Genomic DNA, 18,509 nt, shown 5'->3' on the forward strand with positions numbered 1-18,509 from the left:
GGACGCTCGGCTGTCGATTCGGCCCGTCGAATCGGCGCGTTGAGGGACGCTTCGCCTTATCAGGGAGTCTCGCCTAGGTGATTACATGGTCGAAATCGAGACAGAAGAACAGAAGACACGGGCGGAGATCGCCGCGTGTCTCCGCATCCTCGCCGACCAGTTCGAGCGAGACGGCGAGGTCCGGGTCCGCCTCGGCGGCGAGGACGTGACCTTCGACCCGGCCGACACCGTGAACGTCAGGCTGGAGACCGAGTCGGAGCTCTCACCGGAGTCCGTCCGGATGTACCGCCGTGTCGGGTTCGACATCGAGTGGCTCCAGCCGGTCCCGGTGCGGTCCGACCCGGTCGACAGCCGGAACCGGTGAGCCGGCGCCAGCCCTGTCTTCTCCGGTGTCGTCGCCTGTGACCGCGACCACCACCACCTCCTCGTTCTCGTACGCGATGGTGTAGCGCTCGCTCTCGACCAGCGACTCGCGCATCTCGGGGGACTGGTGCTCGAGCATCCCGCGGACGGTGTAGCCCTGTTTCGGGACGTAGACGTACTCCGGCGCGTAGTCGTACTGCTCCAGCGTGGCCGTGATGCAACTGGCGTCCTCACACGTCGAGATGTCCCGGTAGGTCGAGAGGTGGTGTTCGTACTGGGCGGGGGTGGTCCACTCGACGCCCCAGGGCCCGAGGAGGATGCTCCGCCCGGACTGCTGGGGGAACCACTCCGCGGCGTCGCCGAGCACCACGAAGTCGGCCGACGCGGCGGTGTTCGCCTCGGCCCACTCCATCGCCTCGACGTCGTGCTCGTCGACGAACGCGGGCTGTGACGGGTCGCCGTGGTGGGTGTCGACCACGCCGCCGGCGTAGGTGACGCCGACCGCGACCGCCGAGAGCGACAGCAGCGCGATGGTGAGGAACGACGCGGTCTGTCGCCAGCCCGGGACGGTCCCGTCGTCGAGGCGGTCCGCGAGGGCCGGGACGACCTCGAAGACGAACTGGGCGACGAGGATGCCGCCCGCGAGGAACTGGAAGCGGGTCTTCCCGAGGACCCACGCCGACACGAACAGCCACGTCGGCAGGAGGAACCGGCGCTTCCAGAGCGCGTACAGCCCCGCCAGGTAGGTCGCGACGAAGAAGGGCGTGACCGCGTCCGCGACGGCGAGGGGCTGGACGAACTCGTCGTAGAGCCGGCCGGTCCCGCCGCCGAGGCCGGAGTGGGTCCCCGCGGCGCCGAAGAACACGTCGAAGCCGTGGTGCGAGGCGACGGTCAGCCACCACGGTGCGGTGAGGAGGACGCCGCCGACGGCCACTATCGCCCCGTGGACCAGCCCGACGGGGGACCGGTCGAACGCGGCGTAGAGCAACAGGAAGTTCAGCCCGAAGCTAACCGCGTAGAGCGGGTGCGTGAGGATGGTCAGCGCGAACAGCACCAGCCCGGGGGCGAGCCAGCGACGGTCGCCGTCGCGGAACAGCCGGAGGCCGGCGAACACCCCGGCGACGACGAAGAGGAACGCGGGCGCCCGGTTGATACCGCCCGCCGAGAGGTGCCACTGCAGCACCGGCGGGGCGACCGCGAACACCAGCGAGGCGAAGGCGGCCCGGCGGGGCGACCCGAGGAACTCACGTGCCACGTAGAAGTACGGGACGACGGTCGCGAGCACGACGAGGCCGGGGAGCAGCCGACTCAGCAGGAAGGCGTCGACCCCGGTCAGGTCGCGGATGACCCCGACCACGTAGAACATGAGGGGTGGGTACGCCAGGGGGACGCCCTCGGCGGTGTAGCCGGGTACCGTGGGTGGGAGCCCGTAGCCGTGGGCGCTGATGGTGTCGGCGATCTGGACGTACAGGCCGGCCCCGAAGGCGGGGTACCGGTGCGTGACGAGGTAGCTGGCGTAGACCAGCAGGCCCGCGACCAGCGCGAGGCCGAGCCACGGTTTCTCGCCGAACCGGCTCGTGGCCAGTCGTGTCGCGATACGGGTCGTGAGAGATGTCGAGGTCGAGTCTCGCGTGGTAGAATGTCCCATGAGTGACGGTGCGTGGGTAGTGCGGGGGTGGTGTGGGGGTGGTGAGTCAGTCGCGGTGCAGTTCGAGCGGCTGCTGGACCGAGACGGAGTAGGGGGTCCAGCGGAGTTCGAGGACGGCCCAGACGAGCAGCGAGACGGTCCCGACGACGAGGGCCGCGACCTCCAGCGCGCCCATCCAGATCGGTTTGACGTACATCAGGGCGTTGAACACCTTGCCCGGCAGGAGGCCCTTGAACGCGAGCCAGAGGCTCCCGAGGAGGCCGGCGCTGTCGGTGTTGCCGGTCGACCCGGCACCGTCGTCGTCGCCCGCGCCGGGACCAGCACCGCCGTCACCGGCCGAGCCGTTCGTGGCCGAGTCGTCGTCGCCGGTACTGGATTCGCCACCGATGGCCTGCATGCTCTGGCCGCCGGTACTCTCGTCACCGGTCCCGAGGCGCTCGGCCTCGTAGGGGAACGCCACGTCGACGCTCCAGACGACCTCGCCCTGCGGGTTCACCTCGAAGACCCTGTTCCCGTTGGAGTCGGTGATGAGCGTGTTCCCGTTCGGGAGGCGGTCGGCGTCGCGGGGCCACTGGGCGCGGGCGTCGCTCCACGTCCACGACCGGGTCCAGTTCCCGTCGGTCCGCTGGTACTCGACGATGCGGTTGTTCTCGGAGTCGGCGACCAGCACGGCCGGGCCGCCGTTCTCCGCCGGGATGTAGTCCGGGTTGTGCTGCTCGTAGATGGTGTCGTGGTCCCCGTCCTCGCCCAGCGTCCAGTTCTCGACGAGGCCGGTCTCGCGGTCGAGGAAGACGACCTGGTCCTGGTTGCGCAGGCTGGCCATGATCCGGCCGTCCTGGACGACCTCGACGTCGTTGACGTGGGTCCAGTCCTCCGGGTAGGGGCCGCCGCTGGTGCGCGGATAGGCGGCCTGGGCGTCCCACGACCACTCGACCAGCTCGGTGCTGGTGTTCACGACGAACACGCGGTCCTGGGCGATGTCGGCGACGACGTACCGGGTGTCGTTCAGGCGGTCGCCGTCGTGCCACCGCGTCGAGTGCTTGCCCGGCGTGACCCGGGAGTAGACGTCGGTGACGTTCCCGGTCGTGAGGTTGACGCGTTCGATACCGTTCCGGGTACAGACCGAGTCGCTGTTGCACTCCTCGGCCGGCAGGTGGTCGGCGTAGAGGTACTCGACGGTCGCGTTCGTGCCCTCGACCGGGTCGACGTCCCAGTAGCGGGTATGGGAGTCGTTGTAGTACAGCGTACTCCCGTCTTCGGCGAACGCGACGAGCTCGGCGTTCGAGCGCGGCCCCTCCTGGGCCGAGCCGAGGAACGTGTTCGAGTCGGTCGCGATGACGGTGATTCCGTCGCGGGGCGGGGCGGCCTGGGTGTGCGAACCGGTGTCGGCGAAGTCGCTCGTCCGGTCGGCCGTGACCAGGCCGAACGTGAGCGTCAGGACGGAGAGCAGGACGACGACTCCGAGCGCGACACGGCACCCTCGTCTCGTGAGCATCTACCGGGACGTGGGGAGTGAGGGGGTTTACTATAGAGCCGGTAACCGCGGGACGTGGACACACAGAAACCGTCCTGAACAGTTGGGCTCGACCGGCGGGTCCCCGTCCCGTCCCGCTTAAACCGTTCATAATAATCCCCACGCCCGGAGAACGGGACCGACGAATGGGACGCGTCTCGCGCAGCCGGCTCGTGCTCGCGCTCGCCCTCGTGGCCGCGGTCGCGGCGCTGGGTTTCGACGCCCGGCCCCGGTCGGACCCGGCCACGGAGAGCGCGAAGTCTCCGGCGGAGGTGAAGCTCCAGCCGGTCGAGGAGAACGGGTCCACCGCCCTGTGGCCCTTCACGAGCCGGGCGACGCGCTTCGAGACGCTCACGCTCCCCATCAACGTCGTCGTCCGGGAGGACCCGGCGGTCGTCCGGGCGATGCTGACGCGCGAGGCGACCGACGGCTCGGGCTCGCTCGACCGCGACGGCGAACAGCGCGTGCTGCCCGACCTCGGCGGCGACGTGTGGGGCCGGACCCACGGCGCGACCCGCTACACCTACGTCCACGACCGGCGCACCGACGAGGGGTCCTGGCAGACCGAGTACGCCCAGTTGCACGTCGGGACCTACCTCGGCAGCCGCCAGCACGTCCGGCTGTACGCCGTCCCCGGCGAGGACGGGCGAGCGACCGCGATCCAGGCCCACCGCGAGCACTGGGACTGGTTCCGCCTGCGCCACACCGTGGGGAGCACGGCCGCGGGCCAGACCTACCTCGAACGCCAGTTCTACGGCGTCCCCACCGTCGAGGAGGTGAGCCGCGAGCGCTACGCGAACGGGGGCATCCTCGACGCCGACGGCTGGGCGACGGTGGTCGACGTCCGCGAGCGACCGGCGCTGCCGCCCGAGGGCGTCGGCGGCGGCAGTACGCCCGCGAGCCTCGTGATGGCGGCTGCGACGCTCGGCGGCCTGGTCGCCATCGCCGGCGGGTTCGCCGAGGACGAGATCGACGAGGTGCGCCGGGAGGCCGCCGACGCCCTCGCCGAGTTCCGGTCGGACCTCGACGTGACGCGGGGACACCTCCTGCTGTTCGGGAGCCTCGCGACCATCCCGGTCGCCGTCCGCGCCGGGAGCGTCGCCGTCGAACGCCTCGGCGTCGTGGCGAACCCGAAGCTCGTCGCGGCCGTCTTCTACCCCCTGCTCGTCTGCGGCCTGCCCCTCTGTGCGTATCGCTTCGCGACCCGGCTCGGGTTCGCCGAGAGCGCCCTCGTCGCCGTCCTCGGGCTCCTGACCGGCGTCGTCGCGGAGTACACCTACCTCGGCATCGAGGTCATCCCGCGGTACGTGCTCGTCCAGCGCGCCCTCCTGCTCGGTGCCATCGCCGTCGTCGCCGCCGCCGGGACCGTCCGGCACGAGCGGCGGTGGCGCGAGAACGAACTCCTCGCCCTCGGCGTCGCCTGCTGGGCCATCGCCGTGGCGTGGCCCCTGCTCGACCTCCTCTGAGACCATGACAGACCCGCCCGACCCGCCTCCGACAGCCGAATCGACACGCGACCAGGACCACCCCCGCGAGACGCGGCCGACCCTCGACCGCCGGACGCTACTCGGCGGGCTGGCGAGCGCCGGCATGGCCGCGACAGCCGGCTGTGCGAAGAAGGCCCACTCGATGCTGAACCGACCGACGCCCGAGCAGGTGTCGCTCTCGGTGAAGACCGTCCCCGCCGACGACGACCCGGTCGCGACCCGCATCGCGCGCTACCTCGTGACCAGACTCCAGCAGGTCGGCATCGACGCGTCGGTGCAGCTGCTCCGGCGCGAGGACCTCCTCATCGACGTGCTGTTCAAGCAGTCGTTCGACCTGTACGTGTGGCGCCTGCCCGACCTGTCAGACCCCGACCGGCTCCGGTCGCTGCTGCACTCCCGGTTCGCGGTCGAGCCGGGCTGGCAGAACCCGTTCGGGTACGCCAACCTCGGCGTCGACGACCTGCTGACCCGCCAGCGCCGGCTGCCCGGGTCGCGCCGCCAGCGCGTCCTCGCGACGCTCCAGCGGCAGGTCGCCCGGACGCTCCCGTTCGTCACCATCGCGTTCCCGAGCGAGGTCCGGGCGGTCCGGAACGACGCGGTCGCCCACGTCGGGGACCCCTCGCTCCACTCGCCGCTGAGTTACTGTCGCCTCGACGCGACCGACCCCGACGCGACGACCGGCGCGGCCGAACCGGAGACCACGACCGAGTCCGACCGGCGGACGCTGACCGCGACGCTCAGCGACGCGCGCCAGACCGAGAGTCTGAACCCCCTCGCGACGGAGTACCGCGACGACTGGACCATCCCGGAACTGCTGTACGACCCGCTCGCGCGGGCCGTCGGCGGTCGGCTCCGGCCGTGGCTGGCCCGGTACGTCGACTGGCACAGCGACGCGGGCGACGGCGGCCCGGTCGCGACGCTGACCCTCCGCGAGGGCTGCACCTGGCACGACGGTACCCCGGTCACGGCCGACGACGTGGCGTTCACCTACCGCTTCCTCTCGGACACCTCGCTCGGTAGGATGGAGAGCCCGCTCCCCGCGCCGGCGTTCCGCGGCCGGACGACGCTCGTCGACTCGGCGATGCCGCTGGACGACCGGCGCGTCCGCCTCTCGTTCGTGCCGGCCAGCCGGCGGGTCGCCCGCCGGGCACTGACCGTGCCCATCCTGCCCCGGCACGACTGGGAGGACAGCAGCGAGCAGGCGAACGTCCCCGGCGTGCAGAACGGCCCGGTGACCAGGGCGCTCGTCCGGGACAACTTCCCCCCGGTCGGGAGCGGCCCGCTGCGCTACGAGTCCCGGAAGATCCGGAACTCCCTGACGCTGGTCCGCAACGACGAGCACTTCCTCCACCGCGGGGACACCGGCGGCCTGCCGACCGCGGTCGACGGCTTCGACGTGGACGCGCTCCGGTTCCGGGTGGTCCCGTCGGGCGCCGTCGCCCGCGACCTCGTCCTCGACGGCGAGGCCGACCTCTCGGCCAGTCCCCTCTCGCCCGACGCGGTCCGGCCGGTCGGCGAGTCGAACGAGGTCACCCTGCACGTCCAGGAGTCGCACTCGCCGTACCACGTCGGGTTCGACGTCCGGTCCGCGCCGCTCAGCAACGGCCGGTTCCGGCAGGCCGTCGCCCAGCTGCTCGACCGTACGCACATCGTCGACGAGTTCCTCGACGAGTTCGCCCGCCCCGCGGTGAGCCCGCTGGCGGCGACCGGGAGCGTCCCGGCGAAACTGCAGTGGTCGGGCGAGGACCCGCTGTTCCCGTTCCCCGGGTCGGACGGCGAACTGGCCGTCGACCGCGCGAGACAGGCGTTCGTCGACGCCGGGTACCGCTACAGCGACGACGGCGAACTCCTCGCACGATGACCGGCACGGAGGGTCGCTGAGATGGGCGTCGTCGCCGTCGCCAGCAGCGTCCTCGTCATCGACCTGCTGCTGTTCACCGTCGCCGGCGTCGTGCTGTTCGACCGGCCCGCACTGGCCCGTGCCCGCGGCCACATCGGGTCGCGCCTGCGCGAGGTCGTCCCCTACGTCGTCGTCCTGGGCGGGGTCCTGCTGGTCAACCGGGTCGCCCGCGAGGCGGGGCCGGACCTCTCGTACGTCATCGGCTGGAACCTCACCGACGAGCTGTACGCCATCGAGGGGACGCTGGTCGCGACCATCCAGACCGTCCAGCATCCCCTCCTGACCCGGTACTTCTCGTTCATCTACCTGCCGGGCTACGTCTTCCTTCTGACGTTCCCGCCCGTGCTGTACGTCGTCGCCCGGGACCCCCGCCCCCTGAAGGAGACGATACTGACGTTCACGCTGAACTACTCGCTCGGGCTGGTGTGTTACATCCTGTTCATTTCATACGGCCCGCGGAACCTGCTCCCCGAGGCCGTCGAGCCCCTGCTCTACTCGACCTACCCCGACACGCAGGTCCTCACCGGCGAGGTGAACTCGAACTCGAACGTGTTCCCGTCGCTGCACGCCTCGCTGTCGGTGTCGGCCGCGACGCTGGCGGTCCGGCACCACGACGCCTACCCGAAGTGGACGCCCATCGCGGTCTGGGGGGCCGCCAGCGTCTGTCTCGCGACGATGTACCTCGGCATCCACTGGGCGACCGACGTGGCGGCCGGTATCGTGCTCGGCGTCGGGAGCGTGTGGCTGGCGGGGCGGGTGGTCGACTGGGAGGAGCGTCGTTAGGCGTCGTCTCTGAACGGGGCGAGCACGTTGCAGTGGTCCTGGTAGAAGACCTGCGCGAACGAGAGTCGGCCGGTGTAGGAGTGGCCGACCCCCAGATTGAGACAGCCATCCCTCGGCAGGAGCCGCGAGCAGTCCACTTCGTGGACGTTCGATTCATCATCGACCCGAACCCTGACGAGCCAGTCGCCGACGACCGACTCGAAATCGGGCGGTGAGACGAGCGCGTTGTACGCCCGCTGGTCGGTCCGACCGCGGATCGGAATCGACTCCTCGAACTGCAGGTCCCCATCTCGCCACAGTTCGAGATGGTACGTGTGAGGCTCACCGGACGGGTCCTCGTTTTCCACAACCACGGAAACCAGTCGGTAGGGTGGGTTTGACGGTTCACCGCCAAGGCAGCCAGCCACCGCACTGGCCACCCCTGCCGAGACACTCCTGAGGAGAATACGTCGAGAAATCGGCCGCATCGTGCCCCTCTGGAGGCCGAGAACGAGAATAAACTAGCTACTTGATATGTCGTGGGCGAAAGAACGGGGAGAGCAGTTACTCCCGCTTCGCGCCGGGGTTGCTCACCGCGCCGTTCGCGGCAGAGCCGAAGTCACGGCAGTACTTCGCGAGCACGCCGGTCGTGTACGACGGTTCCGGCTCCTCGCGCGCGTCGAGGCGCTCCTGCAGTTCCTCGTCGGAGACATCCACCGACAGCTCGCGCTCGGGGATGTCGACGGTGACGACGTCGCCGTCTTGGAGCGCGCCGATGGGGCCGCCGGCGTAGGACTCGGGCGCGACGTGGCCGATCATCGGGCCCCGGGTCGCGCCGGAGAACCGACCGTCGGTCAGGAGCGCCACGTCGTCCTCGTGGCCGGCGCCGACGACGGCCGCGGTGACGCCGAGCATCTCGCGCATGCCGGGGCCGCCCTGCGGGCCCTCGTTCCGGATGGCGATGACGTCGCCCGATTCGATGTGGCCCTCCTGGACGTACTGCATCGCGTCCTCCTCGTTCTCGAAGACGCGGACCGGGCCCTCGTGGTAGAAGTTGTCCTCGCCGGTGACCTTCAGGACCGCGCCGTCGGGGGCGAGGTTCCCGGTCAGGATCTTGATGGCACCCTCCTCGTGGAGCGGGTCGTCGACAGGGTAGAGGAAGTCCACGTCGATGTTCTCGTCGGCGGGGAGGTCGCCCTGCTCTTCGAGGTGCGAGATCTCCTCGGCCATGGTGCGGCCGGTGACGGTCATGGCGTCGCCGTGGAGGTAGCCACCGTCGAGCAGGCGGCGGAGCACGACCGGGACGCCACCGACCTCGTGGAGGTCGTTCATGACCTTCGTGCCGCCGGGCTGGAGGTCGGCGATCTTCGGCGTCCGCTTGCTTATCTCGTCGAACTCCTCGATGGAGAGGTCGACACCGGCCTCCGCGGCGAGTGCGAGCAGGTGGAGCACGGCGTTGGTGGAGCCGCCGATGGCGACCTGCAGCGCGATGGCATTCTCGAAGGATTCCTTCGTGAGGATGTCGGAGGGGCGGCGGTCTTCCTCGACCACTTCGAGGGCGAGTTCGCCGGCGCGGCGGGCGACCGCGTAGCGCTCTTCGTCCTCGGCGGGCGGACTGGCCGAGCCGAGGGGGGCCATCCCGAGCGCCTCGGAGATGGAGGCCATCGTGTTCGCGGTGAACATCCCACCACAGGAGCCCGCGCCGGGGCAGGCGTGGCGTTCGAGGTCGTCGAGTTCGTCCTCGGTCATCGAGCCCTCGGCGACCGCGCCGACGCCCTCGAAGACGTTCTGGATGGTCACCTCGCGGCCCTCGTGCTGGCCGGGCATGATGGAGCCGCCGTAGAGGAAGACGGAGGGCAGGTCGGTCCGGATGGAGGCCATCAGCATCCCGGGGAGGTTCTTGTCGCAGCCCGCGACGGTGACGAGCGCGTCCATGCGCTCGCCGAAACTGACCAGCTCGACGGAGTCGGCGATGACCTCGCGGGAGATGAGCGAGGCCTTCATGCCCTCGGTCCCCATCGAGATGGCGTCCGAGATGGTGATGGTGCCGAACTCGATGGGCATACCCTCGGCGTTCTCGACGCCCTCGATGGCGGCGTCGGCCACGTCGTCTAAGTGGACGTTACAGGGTGTGATGTCGGCGGCGGGGTTCGCGACGCCCACCATCGGGGAGGAGAGGTCGGCGTCGTCGTACCCCATCGCGCGGAACATCGCCCGGTGCGGGGCGCGCTCCGGTCCCTCCGTGACCTCGCGGCTGCGGAGGTGCTCTGGTTTCTCCGGTCGGTCGTTCATGCTCGGGTGGTAGCCACGAGGCGTCTTAAGTCCCGCCGACGGGACAGATGTTGCTGTCGGACGGCGGTCGACAGCCACGACCGGGCTACCGCGACCACCGCCCCCCGTATCGACTCACGTCGGCGCTCGCTGTTTCGCCCCGTTCCTCTCGGATTTCAAAACCTTCTTGCGCGGCGCTAGTGGACGAACTGCTATGGACCCCGTCGTCGCCGTCGCCCACTACCCCGAAGGAGCGGGCCACGCCACACGCATGCTCGCCGTGGCACAGGCCCTCGAAGCCCGGGGTGCAACCGTCCACCTCGCCGGAGGCGGCCCCGGGCAGAAGTTCGTCGAGGCCCAGGGCTACGACGAGTTCGTCCCCGCGACCGTCGACTACATCGGTGACTACCAGGACGGTGGCAACCTCCTCCGCGTCTGCACCCACAGCGTCCCCATGAGCGGGAAGCGCGTCCTCGACTACGTCCGCTGGCTCCGCCGGCTCGAACCGGACGCCATCGTCACCGACGACATGTTCGCGGCGATGGCCGCCACCATGACCGGCACGCCCCTCCACGTGCTCACGCACAACTCGCCGCACTTCTACGACGCCGTCGTCGAGGAGGTGTTCACCTGGCTGCTGACGAAGTACCAGCTCGGCACCGGCGAGCAGTTCCTCTACCCGTCGGTCTGGCCGGCCTGCGCCGCCGACCCGAAGGGCGTCACGCACATCCCGCCCATCGCGCTGGAGGGGAACGGCGAGGCCGACCCCGACCCGATGGACGCCATCCTCGTCCCCAGTCACTACTCCCACGGGTTCGACGCGCTGGAGCGGACGCTCGCCGAGGCGGGCCACGACGTGACCCGCGTCGGCGACGACGACTGGGAGCCCGTCCCGGCGATGCTCCCGTACCTCGAGGCCGCCGACGTGGTCGTCTGCTCGGGCTACTCGACCGTGATGGAGGCTGCCGTCGCCGGCACGCCGTGTGTCATCTGGCCGTTCACCGACGAGCAACACGGCGTCTCCCGCGTCATCGAGAAGACCGGCGTCGCGGGCTTCCAGGTCGAACACTCCATCCCCCACGTGGCGCGGGCGGTTCGACAGCCACCCGAGGAGCCGGAGTTCGAGAACGGCGACGACCTCGCCGCCGAGCGGATCATCCGGGCGCTCTGAGCAGGCAGGACTCACCTCCCCGACCCGCCGTGCCGACACCGGATACCGTTGCCACCGCCGCAACCGTTTCTCACGTCCCCTCGTAGGTGTGGGTATGGCAGTCGTCTCGACCGGTGCGCGTCTCCACTTCGGCTTCCAGAACCTCTCGCTGGCGCACGAGCGCCTCTACGGGGGACTGGGCGTCGGCCTCGCGGAGCCGCGGGCACGCATCGAGGCGACACGCGCAGACGACCTCCGGTGTGCGGACCCGGACGTCGAGCGCTACGCGACACGGGTGCTCGACGTACTCGACCTCCCCGGCGCAGACGTCAGCGTCGAGGACCGGCTCCCCCGGCACGTCGGCCTCGGGAGCGGGACCCAACTCGCGCTGGCGACGCTGGTCGCGATCGCCGAGGCGTACGGCCGCGAGGTCGACGTCCGTGCGCTTGCGCCACAGCTCGGGCGTGGCGGGCGCTCCGGGGTCGGCGTGGCGACGTTCGAGGCTGGCGGCTTCGTGGCCGACGCCGGGCACCCGACGACGCGGTTCACGACCGCACCGCCGGCCGACGGCGAGTGGGAGGTGCCCGCCGTCGCGGCCCGGCACGCCCTCCCGGAGGACTGGCGGTTCGTCCTGACGGTTCCGGACGTGCCGGCCGGGCGCAGCGGCTCGCGCGAGGAGGAGAGCATGCGGTCCGTGGTCGAGCGCGCCGACGCCGGGGTCGCCGACGACATCGCCGGCATCGTCACGCGGCGGCTGCTCCCGGCGGTCGCGGAGGGCCGACTCGACGACTTCGGCGCGGCGGTCGCCGAGATCGGCCGCCTCAACGGCGCGTGGTACGCCGACGAGCAGGGCGGCGTGTTCCGCCCGCCGGTCGGGACCATCGTCGGCGAACTCGCGGCGTCGGACGCGTTCGCCGGCGCCGGCCAGTCGTCGTGGGGGCCGACGGTCTACGGCCTGACGGACAGCTCGCGGGTCGACGAGGCTCGCGAGGCCGCAGCGCAGGCGCTCTCGGTGGCCGACGTGGAGGGGCGGGTGCTGGTCTGTCGGCCCGGCAACGCCGGGGCGTGGGTCGACGCCGGGAGGCGCGTCGACACCGGGTTGCGGTGACGGTGGTCTCGCGGCGGCGTGCTGGATAGCGAACAGACGGCGCGCTGGGTTCGTGCGAGGGGTCGCCGTACAACCGCGGACCGTCGCACGATGGTTCGTCAGAGCATGGCGGGTCTGGTCTCGTTCTTCTACTTGAACGGTGAGGTGGTCATCGAACTGGGAGGTCGGCCGCGTCAGCGATGTCGTGATGGCTGGTGTCGAGAAGCGGTTCACTGATCGCTGGTGTCGAGGAACGATTCACTCGCGCTGGCGGCATGGAGACGGCCCCGCACAGCACCGCCACCGCCACAGCACCGCACCACGCCCTCCCCAGCCGATTCCGGTCCTCGCTCCGTTCCGCGCTGCTCCACTCCGCTCCGGTCCTCATCCCTCGCACGGTTCCGCCTCGCAGCCTCACTGGCGTTCGGCTCGCTCGGCCGCGCGCGCCACCCGGATGGACGCGGGACAGCACCGCCATCCAACCCGCCGTAACCGTTACTTGTACCCGTCACGACTGCCGGGGTATGGAGCGGCTGCCGATGGGCATCTCGCGGCTGGATTCGATGATAGGCGGGGGCGCACCCCCGGGGAGCGTCGTCCTTCTCGCGGGTGAGGTCGGGGCTGGCGCCCGCGAGTTCGTGTACACGAGCATCGCGATGAACGGGCTCGCCCAGTCGGACGCAGAGCTGTTCGACCTCTACTACGGGAGCCTGCACAGCAACGCGACGGTCCCGCGGGACATCCACTACGTCTCGTTCACCGCCGGGGAGGACGCCCTCGTCGAGGAGATGGGGTTCACGATGGACGAGGAACTCGTCGCGTCGGGGACCCGGCCGGTCGAGTTCGTGGACCTCTCCCAGCACTACTTCCAGCTCTCACAGGTGCCCCGGGAGTGGTACTCGGACGCGACGACGGACATCACGTCCCTCGGCGACCGCGACCGCCGGAACACGCTCGACGCGGTCGGCGAGTACCTCAACCGGAACGCCGCCGGGAGCCTGGTCGTCATCGACTCCGTCACGGACCTGCTGAGCGCGGCCGAAGAGCACATGGACTGGAACGAGATCACCCTGCTGATGAAGGGCCTGAAGAAGGCCTCCTATCGGTGGGGCGGGCTCATCCTGCTGCTGGTCAACATCGAGGCCCTCTCCGAGCACCAGCTCGGCCGGCTGATGGACGCCGTCGACGGGTCGCTCGTGTTCCGGTGGGAGTCGGGCGGCTCGGAGCGTGCCCGGACCCTCGTCGTCAAGCAGTTCCGGGGCGTGCTCTCCCGGCTGGAGGACGAGAACATCATCCAGTTCGAGACCGAGATACACGACGGCGGTTTCGACATCAGCGACGTCCGCAAAATCCGGTGAGGACATGGTTTCGTCGGCGACAATCCTTAAGAGTATCCCCACCCAAGTCCGGCTGAATGGCGAGCGAGGAGCAGGTCGACCTCTCCGTGCAGCTGCCGCCGGAACTGGGTGAGTGGTTGCACGAACAGGCTGCCGAGCACGACGCCGACCCGAACGAACTCCTCCAGCAGTTGCTGTCTGCGTACCGGACCGTGTCGGAGCTCGACGACGAGCGACCGTCGTACGACCTGCCCGAACTCCTCGACGCCCACAGCGAGGAACTCGACGCCCGCTTCGAGGCCCAGCACGAGGACTTCATGGAGCTCATCCAGGACGTCCGCGAGCGGGTCATCCAGGTCAAACACGAGACCGACGAGAAGGCGCCGGCCGACCACGCTCACCCGGAACTCGAGGAGTCACTCGCCCGGCTCGACGACCTCGCCGGGACCGTCGAGGCCCTGGACGAGCGCGTCGAGGCGGTCCGCGAGGACCTCGACGCCGGCTTCGAGAACTACGAGGACATCCTGGAGTACCTCGTCGCGACGACCGACGACATCGACGGGAAGCTCCTGAAACTGGCCCGCGTGACCGTCGACGTCCGCGAGGAGGTCAGCCGGCTCGCGGCGGCCGAATCGCGCCGGGCGGAGGTCGAGGCGCTCAAGCTCGCGGCCAACCGCGAGGGCATCAAGCAGGCGGTCTGCGAGGAGTGCGACTCCTCGGTGACCATCTCGCTCCTGACCGAGCCGGCGTGTCCCCACTGTGCGAGTTCGTTCAGCGACGTGGAGCGCAAGGGGTCGTTCGGCCCCTTCGGCTCGCACACGTTGCTGACGGGCGACCCGCCCGCGCTCCCCGAGAGCGACACGCCGACCATCGACGACGACCTCCCCGAGGACTTCTTCGACGACGAGGGCGAGAGCGCCCCCGCGTTCCAGACCGGGGGTGACCACGATGAGTGACGACGGCGATGGCGACGACGGCGTCCCCCTGGCCGACCTCGCCGACGAGGTCGGGGACCGAGAGACGGGTGCAGATTCGGAGTCCGACGACGGCTCCGGAGACGACACCGAACTCCCCCCCGAACTCGTCGGTGACGGCGAGGACGACGCGGTTCCGGCGATTCCGGGCGACACCCTCGGCAGCGACGACGACGGCCCGGGGGTCCGGTCGGGGCCGCTCAGCGACATGGCCGACGACCTCGACGACCGCCAGCGCGACGTGACGCCCGAGGACGACGACCTGTTCGAGTCGGTCGACGTCGGCGAGGTCGACCCGGACGAACTCTGGGAGCAGGTCGACGCCGAGGGCCCGAGCGTCGACGCGGAACCGCACCAGGAGGAGGTCCGGACCATCAAGAAGAGCAAGTACTGCCAGCGCTGTGAGTACTTCGCGGAGCCGCCGGAGGTCGCGTGCCACCACGACGGGACCACCATCCGCAAGGAGGCGGACATGGAACACTTTGAAGTGGTGGACTGCCCGAAGATTCTCGAAGACGAGCGTCTCGAGAACGTCTGAAACCATGCAATTCTGTGACGACTGCGGTTCGATGATGAAGGCACAGGGCGACGAATGGGTCTGTTCGAGCTGTGGCGCCACCGAGGCGCGCGACCGCGACGACGAGGCCGATATGGTCACGACCGAAGCACAGACCGACAGCGAGGTCATCGAGACCGAGGAGAACGCCGAGTTCGAGGGGAAGCCGACCGCGACCGACGTGACCTGTGACAACTGCGGCACCCAGAAGGCGTGGTACTACATCCAGCAGACCGCCTCCGCCGACGAGCCGCCGACGCGCTTCTTCAAGTGCACCGAGTGCGGGAAGAAGTGGCGCGGGTACAACTGACTGTCCGCGAACATCACGAATTTTTACTCCACTTCGAGTGGCAATTTTCTCTTCTGACTGGACCATTATAGGGCGTGGTCACGAATAGCGTGATATGACCTTGCACGACAGGGACGTGCGACAGGACGTCAGGGAGCTCGGGGCCCTCCTCGGCGACGTACTCGAGACGCAGGCCTCCCGCGGTGCGTTCGAGACCGTCGAATCGATCCGCGAGGACGCCATCGACTACCGACGCGGCGAACTCGACAGCCGCGACGAACTGCAGCGCCAGCTCGACACGCTCACCCCCGAACTCGAGAGCGTCGTCGCCCGCGCGTTCACGACCTACTTCGAACTCATCAACCTCGCGGAGGAACGCGAGCGCGTCCGCGCCGTCCGCCGGGCCAGCCAGGACGGCATCCCCGCCGACGGCGTCGAACACGCCGTCGAACAGCTGGCCGAGGCCGACCCGGAGACGGTCCAGCAGGTGCTCGACGACGTGCTCATCGAGCCGACGTTCACCGCCCACCCGACCGAGGCCCGCCGGAAGACGGTGAAGGCGAAGCTCCGCTCGGTCGCGGGCCACCTCGAGACGCTCGACGAGCGCCGACTCACCGACGACGGGAAAGAGCGCGTCGAGCGCGACCTCGAGGCCGAGGTGACGAGCCTCTGGCAGACGCCGCAGGTCCGCAAGCGCCGCCCGCACCCGACCGACGAGGCCCGGAACGTCCAGTGGTACCTCGAGAACACGCTGTTCGACGTGGTCGGCGAGGTGTACGACGACCTCGAGGAGGCCCTCGGCGAGGAGTTCGAGGACCTCGACGTGGACAAGTTGTTCGAGTTCCGCTCGTGGGCCGGGAGCGACCGCGACGGCAATCCCTTCGTCACGCCCGAGGTCACGACCGAGACGCTGGAGCGCCAGCGCCGCGTCGTCCTCGACCGCTACCGGCGCGAGCTGAAGTCCCTCTCGGGTATCCTGAGCCAGGACGGCGCCCGCGTCGAGGTCGGCGAGCAGTTCACCGAGTCCCTCGAGGCCGACCGCGAGCGCCTCCCCGGCGTCGCCGACACGGCCGAGGAGCGCTACCCGAACGAGCCCTACCGCCAGAAACTGAAGCTCATGCGCGAGAAGCTCGACCGGGTGACCGACGTCCGCCCCGGCGGCTACGACTCCGCCGATGGACTCGCGGCCGACCTCGACGTGCTCGTCGAGAGCCTGGAGGCCAACGGCGCGGACTCGGTCGTCGGCTCCCACCTCGAACCGGTCCGCCGGCAGGTCGCGACGTTCGGCTTCTCGCTGGCCAGCCTGGACCTGCGCGACCACCAGGAGAACCACACCGAGGCGGTCGCCGAGGCCCTCTCCCGCAGTGGCATCGACTACCGCGAGAAGAGCGAGGACGAGCGCGTCGAGCTGCTCACCGAGGCCGTCCTGCAGGACGACCCCATCGTCGACGTGACCGACCGCGAGGACGTCTCCGAGACCACCGAGCGCGTCCTGCGCCGGTTCGACTGCCTCGCCGACTGGCAGGACGAGTACGGTACCCACGCCATCGACACCTACGCCATCTCGATGACGGACGAGCCTTCACACGTCCTCGAGGTGCTGTTCCTCGCCGACCAGGCGGGCGTCGTCCAGCTCCCCGAGTACTGCGGGCTCGACATCGTCCCCCTGCTGGAGACCGAGCGCGCCCTCTCGGGGGCCCGCCGCATCATGGGCACCCTGTACGAGAACGAGGCCTACGAGCAGGTGCTCGACGCCCGCGGCGGAACGCAGGAGATCATGCTCGGGTACTCCGACTCGAACAAGGAGAACGGCTTCCTCGCGGCGAACTGGTCGCTGTACAAGAACCAGCGCCGCCTCGCCGACATCTGTGAGGAGTTCGACGTGACGCTGCGGCTGTTCCACGGGCGCGGGGGCTCCATCTCCCGCGGCGGCGGCCCGATGAACGAGGCGCTGCTCGCGCTGCCGAACCGCACCATCACCGGCCAGGTGAAGTTCACCGAGCAGGGCGAGGCCATCGCCGAGAAGTACGCCAACCGCCGGGTCGCAAAGCGCAACATCGAGCAGATGCTCAACGCCCAGCTCCGGGCGCGCAAGAACGCCATCGAGAACCCCGAGGAGTCCATCCCCGAGGAGTGGCTCGACGCCATGGAGACGATGGCCGACGCGGCCCGCGACGAGTACCGCGGGCTCCTCGAGACGGACGGCTTCGTCCAGTACTTCGAGCAGGCGACACCCATCACGGTCATCGAGGACCTCAACCTCGGCTCCCGGCCGGCCTCGCGCTCGGGCGAGCGCACCGTTGAGGACCTCCGGGCCATCCCGTGGGTGTTCTCGTGGACCCAGTCCCGGTGTATCCTGCCGGGCTGGTACTCGCTCGCGACCGGGCTGGACGCCTACCTCGACGACGGCGGCGACGTCGAGACGCTCCAGGAGATGTACGACTCCTGGCCGTTCTTCCGGTCGATGCTCGACAACGCGGCGCTCGCGCTCGCCCGGACCGACCTCGACATCACGGAACACTACGCCGAACTCGCCGACCCCGAGCTGCGCGAGCGGTTCTTCCCGCGCCTCAGTGGCGAGTACGAACGCGCGACCGACCTCGTGACGACCATCGCGGACCGCGACGAGCTGTACGCCCGCGAGTGGTTCGGCGAGAGCCTGGAGCGCCGGAATCCCTACGTCGACCCGCTGAACATGCTCCAGACCCGGCTGCTCCGCCAGACCCACCGGACCGAGGAGGAAGAACAGACCCTGCGGCTCACGGTGAAGGGCATCGCCGCCGGGATGAAGAACACCGGGTGAGCCCCGGCCGAGCGGCCGGTCGACACCTCCGTTCGCTCGAATCGTAGGTACAACCCTTACAAGTGCCCGTCGAGAAGTCGGAATCGAAGGACCCATGCAACAGACGGATGCAACCACGGCGGAATCACAGCAGCAGGCTGCGAACGCGTGTGCAGTCTGTGGTGATCCAGTGGCGACGACCGAATGGCATCCGGCGACGACTGAGACGACCCCGGACGGCGACGTGGTCATCGTCTCCTTCTGTGGCCAGACCTGTCGCGACCACTGGGTAGAGGCCGACTGACTGGGATTCCCGTCGCAGGCGTTCTCACCCGGTCACGCGCGCTGCTGTTCGACGAGTGACCACACCGACACGATTCGTGTCCCCCT

At 69.6% G+C, this 18,509-nt stretch carries 16 protein-coding genes; 12 read left to right on the forward strand and 4 right to left on the reverse strand.

The window, feature by feature from the left end; all coding sequences use genetic code 11:
* The first annotated feature begins 85 nt into the window (after nucleotides 1-85).
* Complete coding sequence (locus NOV86_RS06225) at nucleotides 86-364, forward strand: amphi-Trp domain-containing protein (protein WP_267640446.1); 279 nt, start codon at nucleotides 86-88, stop codon at nucleotides 362-364.
* On the opposite strand, the gene NOV86_RS06230 is transcribed toward NOV86_RS06225, so the two are convergent.
* Entirely contained in the window at nucleotides 263-2,011 is a 1,749-nt protein-coding gene (locus NOV86_RS06230; protein ID WP_267640448.1) for a putative glycosyltransferase family protein, read from the reverse strand. The two genes, NOV86_RS06225 and NOV86_RS06230, sit on opposite strands and share 102 nt — an antisense overlap.
* A 46-nt stretch (nucleotides 2,012-2,057) precedes the next feature.
* Nucleotides 2,058-3,506: an aryl-sulfate sulfotransferase gene (locus NOV86_RS06235; RefSeq protein WP_267640449.1), complete on the reverse strand. Its 1,449-nt coding sequence runs from the start codon at nucleotides 3,504-3,506 to the stop codon at nucleotides 2,058-2,060.
* A 164-nt stretch (nucleotides 3,507-3,670) separates the two neighbouring features.
* On the opposite strand from NOV86_RS06235, the gene NOV86_RS06240 reads away from it, so the two are divergent.
* The 3 genes from NOV86_RS06240 to NOV86_RS06250 are packed head-to-tail and all read left to right on the forward strand — an operon-like array spanning nucleotide 3,671 to nucleotide 7,694.
* On the forward strand, nucleotides 3,671-4,990 hold the full coding sequence (locus NOV86_RS06240; protein ID WP_267640451.1) for a hypothetical protein: 1,320 nt from the start codon (nucleotides 3,671-3,673) through the stop codon (nucleotides 4,988-4,990).
* Between the two features lie 4 nt (nucleotides 4,991-4,994).
* Entirely contained in the window at nucleotides 4,995-6,872 is a 1,878-nt protein-coding gene (locus tag NOV86_RS06245) for an ABC transporter substrate-binding protein (protein WP_267640453.1), read from the forward strand.
* 21 nt (nucleotides 6,873-6,893) lie between these two features.
* The gene (locus NOV86_RS06250) at nucleotides 6,894-7,694 is read left to right on the forward strand and encodes a phosphatase PAP2 family protein (protein ID WP_267640455.1); all 801 of its coding nucleotides are present in this window, start codon (nucleotides 6,894-6,896) and stop codon (nucleotides 7,692-7,694) included.
* Here NOV86_RS06250 and NOV86_RS06255 read toward each other — a convergent pair.
* Together NOV86_RS06255 and ilvD are read right to left on the reverse strand one after the other, a co-directional pair.
* Nucleotides 7,691-8,041, reverse strand: a complete 351-nt coding sequence (locus NOV86_RS06255) for a hypothetical protein (RefSeq protein WP_267640457.1) — start codon at nucleotides 8,039-8,041, stop codon at nucleotides 7,691-7,693. The two genes, NOV86_RS06250 and NOV86_RS06255, sit on opposite strands and share 4 nt — an antisense overlap.
* Before the next feature lie 196 nt (nucleotides 8,042-8,237).
* Complete coding sequence (gene ilvD, locus NOV86_RS06260; protein WP_267640459.1) at nucleotides 8,238-9,965, reverse strand: dihydroxy-acid dehydratase; 1,728 nt, start codon at nucleotides 9,963-9,965, stop codon at nucleotides 8,238-8,240.
* Nucleotides 9,966-10,158: 193 nt separating this feature from the next.
* On the opposite strand from ilvD, the gene NOV86_RS06265 reads away from it, so the two are divergent.
* The 8 genes from NOV86_RS06265 to NOV86_RS23390 all read left to right on the forward strand — a co-directional run bounded on the left by NOV86_RS06265 (nucleotide 10,159) and on the right by NOV86_RS23390 (nucleotide 18,423).
* Nucleotides 10,159-11,115: a glycosyltransferase gene (locus NOV86_RS06265; RefSeq protein ID WP_267640461.1), complete on the forward strand. Its 957-nt coding sequence runs from the start codon at nucleotides 10,159-10,161 to the stop codon at nucleotides 11,113-11,115.
* A gap of 94 nt (nucleotides 11,116-11,209) precedes the next feature.
* Complete coding sequence (locus NOV86_RS06270; protein ID WP_267640462.1) at nucleotides 11,210-12,202, forward strand: beta-ribofuranosylaminobenzene 5'-phosphate synthase family protein; 993 nt, start codon at nucleotides 11,210-11,212, stop codon at nucleotides 12,200-12,202.
* Between the two features lie 503 nt (nucleotides 12,203-12,705).
* On the forward strand, nucleotides 12,706-13,539 hold the full coding sequence (locus NOV86_RS06275; RefSeq protein ID WP_267640464.1) for an RAD55 family ATPase: 834 nt from the start codon (nucleotides 12,706-12,708) through the stop codon (nucleotides 13,537-13,539).
* A gap of 56 nt (nucleotides 13,540-13,595) precedes the next feature.
* The gene (locus NOV86_RS06280) at nucleotides 13,596-14,474 is read left to right on the forward strand and encodes a hypothetical protein (protein WP_267640466.1); all 879 of its coding nucleotides are present in this window, start codon (nucleotides 13,596-13,598) and stop codon (nucleotides 14,472-14,474) included.
* Nucleotides 14,467-15,030: a DUF8135 domain-containing protein gene (locus NOV86_RS06285; RefSeq protein WP_267640467.1), complete on the forward strand. Its 564-nt coding sequence runs from the start codon at nucleotides 14,467-14,469 to the stop codon at nucleotides 15,028-15,030. The genes NOV86_RS06280 and NOV86_RS06285 overlap by 8 nt, the downstream gene beginning before the upstream one ends.
* A 4-nt stretch (nucleotides 15,031-15,034) precedes the next feature.
* Entirely contained in the window at nucleotides 15,035-15,358 is a 324-nt protein-coding gene (locus NOV86_RS06290) for a transcription factor S (protein WP_267640469.1), read from the forward strand.
* Between the two features lie 94 nt (nucleotides 15,359-15,452).
* On the forward strand, nucleotides 15,453-18,140 hold the full coding sequence (gene ppc / locus NOV86_RS06295) for a phosphoenolpyruvate carboxylase (RefSeq protein WP_267640471.1): 2,688 nt from the start codon (nucleotides 15,453-15,455) through the stop codon (nucleotides 18,138-18,140).
* A 94-nt stretch (nucleotides 18,141-18,234) separates the two neighbouring features.
* Nucleotides 18,235-18,423, forward strand: coding sequence for a DUF7576 family protein (locus tag NOV86_RS23390; RefSeq protein ID WP_438266706.1), 189 nt, complete (start codon nucleotides 18,235-18,237; stop codon nucleotides 18,421-18,423).
* The last annotated feature ends 86 nt before the right edge of the window (nucleotides 18,424-18,509 follow it).

Source organism: Haloarchaeobius amylolyticus (assembly GCF_026616195.1).
In the GTDB taxonomy this organism is placed as follows: Archaea; Halobacteriota; Halobacteria; order Halobacteriales; family Natrialbaceae; genus Haloarchaeobius; species Haloarchaeobius amylolyticus.

Excerpts from the sequence above, each read along its gene's own strand:
- NOV86_RS06245 (WP_267640453.1), top strand. The coding sequence starts at position 4,995 with ATGACAGACCCGCCCGACCCGCCTCCGACAGCCGAATCGACACGCGAC.
- NOV86_RS06225 (WP_267640446.1), top strand. The coding sequence starts at position 86 with ATGGTCGAAATCGAGACAGAAGAACAGAAGACACGGGCGGAGATCGCC.
- NOV86_RS06290 (WP_267640469.1), top strand. The coding sequence starts at position 15,035 with ATGCAATTCTGTGACGACTGCGGTTCGATGATGAAGGCACAGGGCGAC.
- NOV86_RS06275 (WP_267640464.1), top strand. The coding sequence starts at position 12,706 with ATGGAGCGGCTGCCGATGGGCATCTCGCGGCTGGATTCGATGATAGGC.
- NOV86_RS06265 (WP_267640461.1), top strand. The coding sequence starts at position 10,159 with ATGGACCCCGTCGTCGCCGTCGCCCACTACCCCGAAGGAGCGGGCCAC.
- NOV86_RS06250 (WP_267640455.1), top strand. The coding sequence starts at position 6,894 with ATGGGCGTCGTCGCCGTCGCCAGCAGCGTCCTCGTCATCGACCTGCTG.
- NOV86_RS06280 (WP_267640466.1), top strand. The coding sequence starts at position 13,596 with ATGGCGAGCGAGGAGCAGGTCGACCTCTCCGTGCAGCTGCCGCCGGAA.
- NOV86_RS06230 (WP_267640448.1), bottom strand. The coding sequence starts at position 2,011 with ATGGGACATTCTACCACGCGAGACTCGACCTCGACATCTCTCACGACC.
- ppc (WP_267640471.1), top strand. The coding sequence starts at position 15,453 with ATGACCTTGCACGACAGGGACGTGCGACAGGACGTCAGGGAGCTCGGG.
- NOV86_RS06235 (WP_267640449.1), bottom strand. The coding sequence starts at position 3,506 with ATGCTCACGAGACGAGGGTGCCGTGTCGCGCTCGGAGTCGTCGTCCTG.
- ilvD (WP_267640459.1), bottom strand. The coding sequence starts at position 9,965 with ATGAACGACCGACCGGAGAAACCAGAGCACCTCCGCAGCCGCGAGGTC.
- NOV86_RS06285 (WP_267640467.1), top strand. The coding sequence starts at position 14,467 with ATGAGTGACGACGGCGATGGCGACGACGGCGTCCCCCTGGCCGACCTC.
- NOV86_RS23390 (WP_438266706.1), top strand. The coding sequence starts at position 18,235 with ATGCAACAGACGGATGCAACCACGGCGGAATCACAGCAGCAGGCTGCG.
- NOV86_RS06270 (WP_267640462.1), top strand. The coding sequence starts at position 11,210 with ATGGCAGTCGTCTCGACCGGTGCGCGTCTCCACTTCGGCTTCCAGAAC.
- NOV86_RS06240 (WP_267640451.1), top strand. The coding sequence starts at position 3,671 with ATGGGACGCGTCTCGCGCAGCCGGCTCGTGCTCGCGCTCGCCCTCGTG.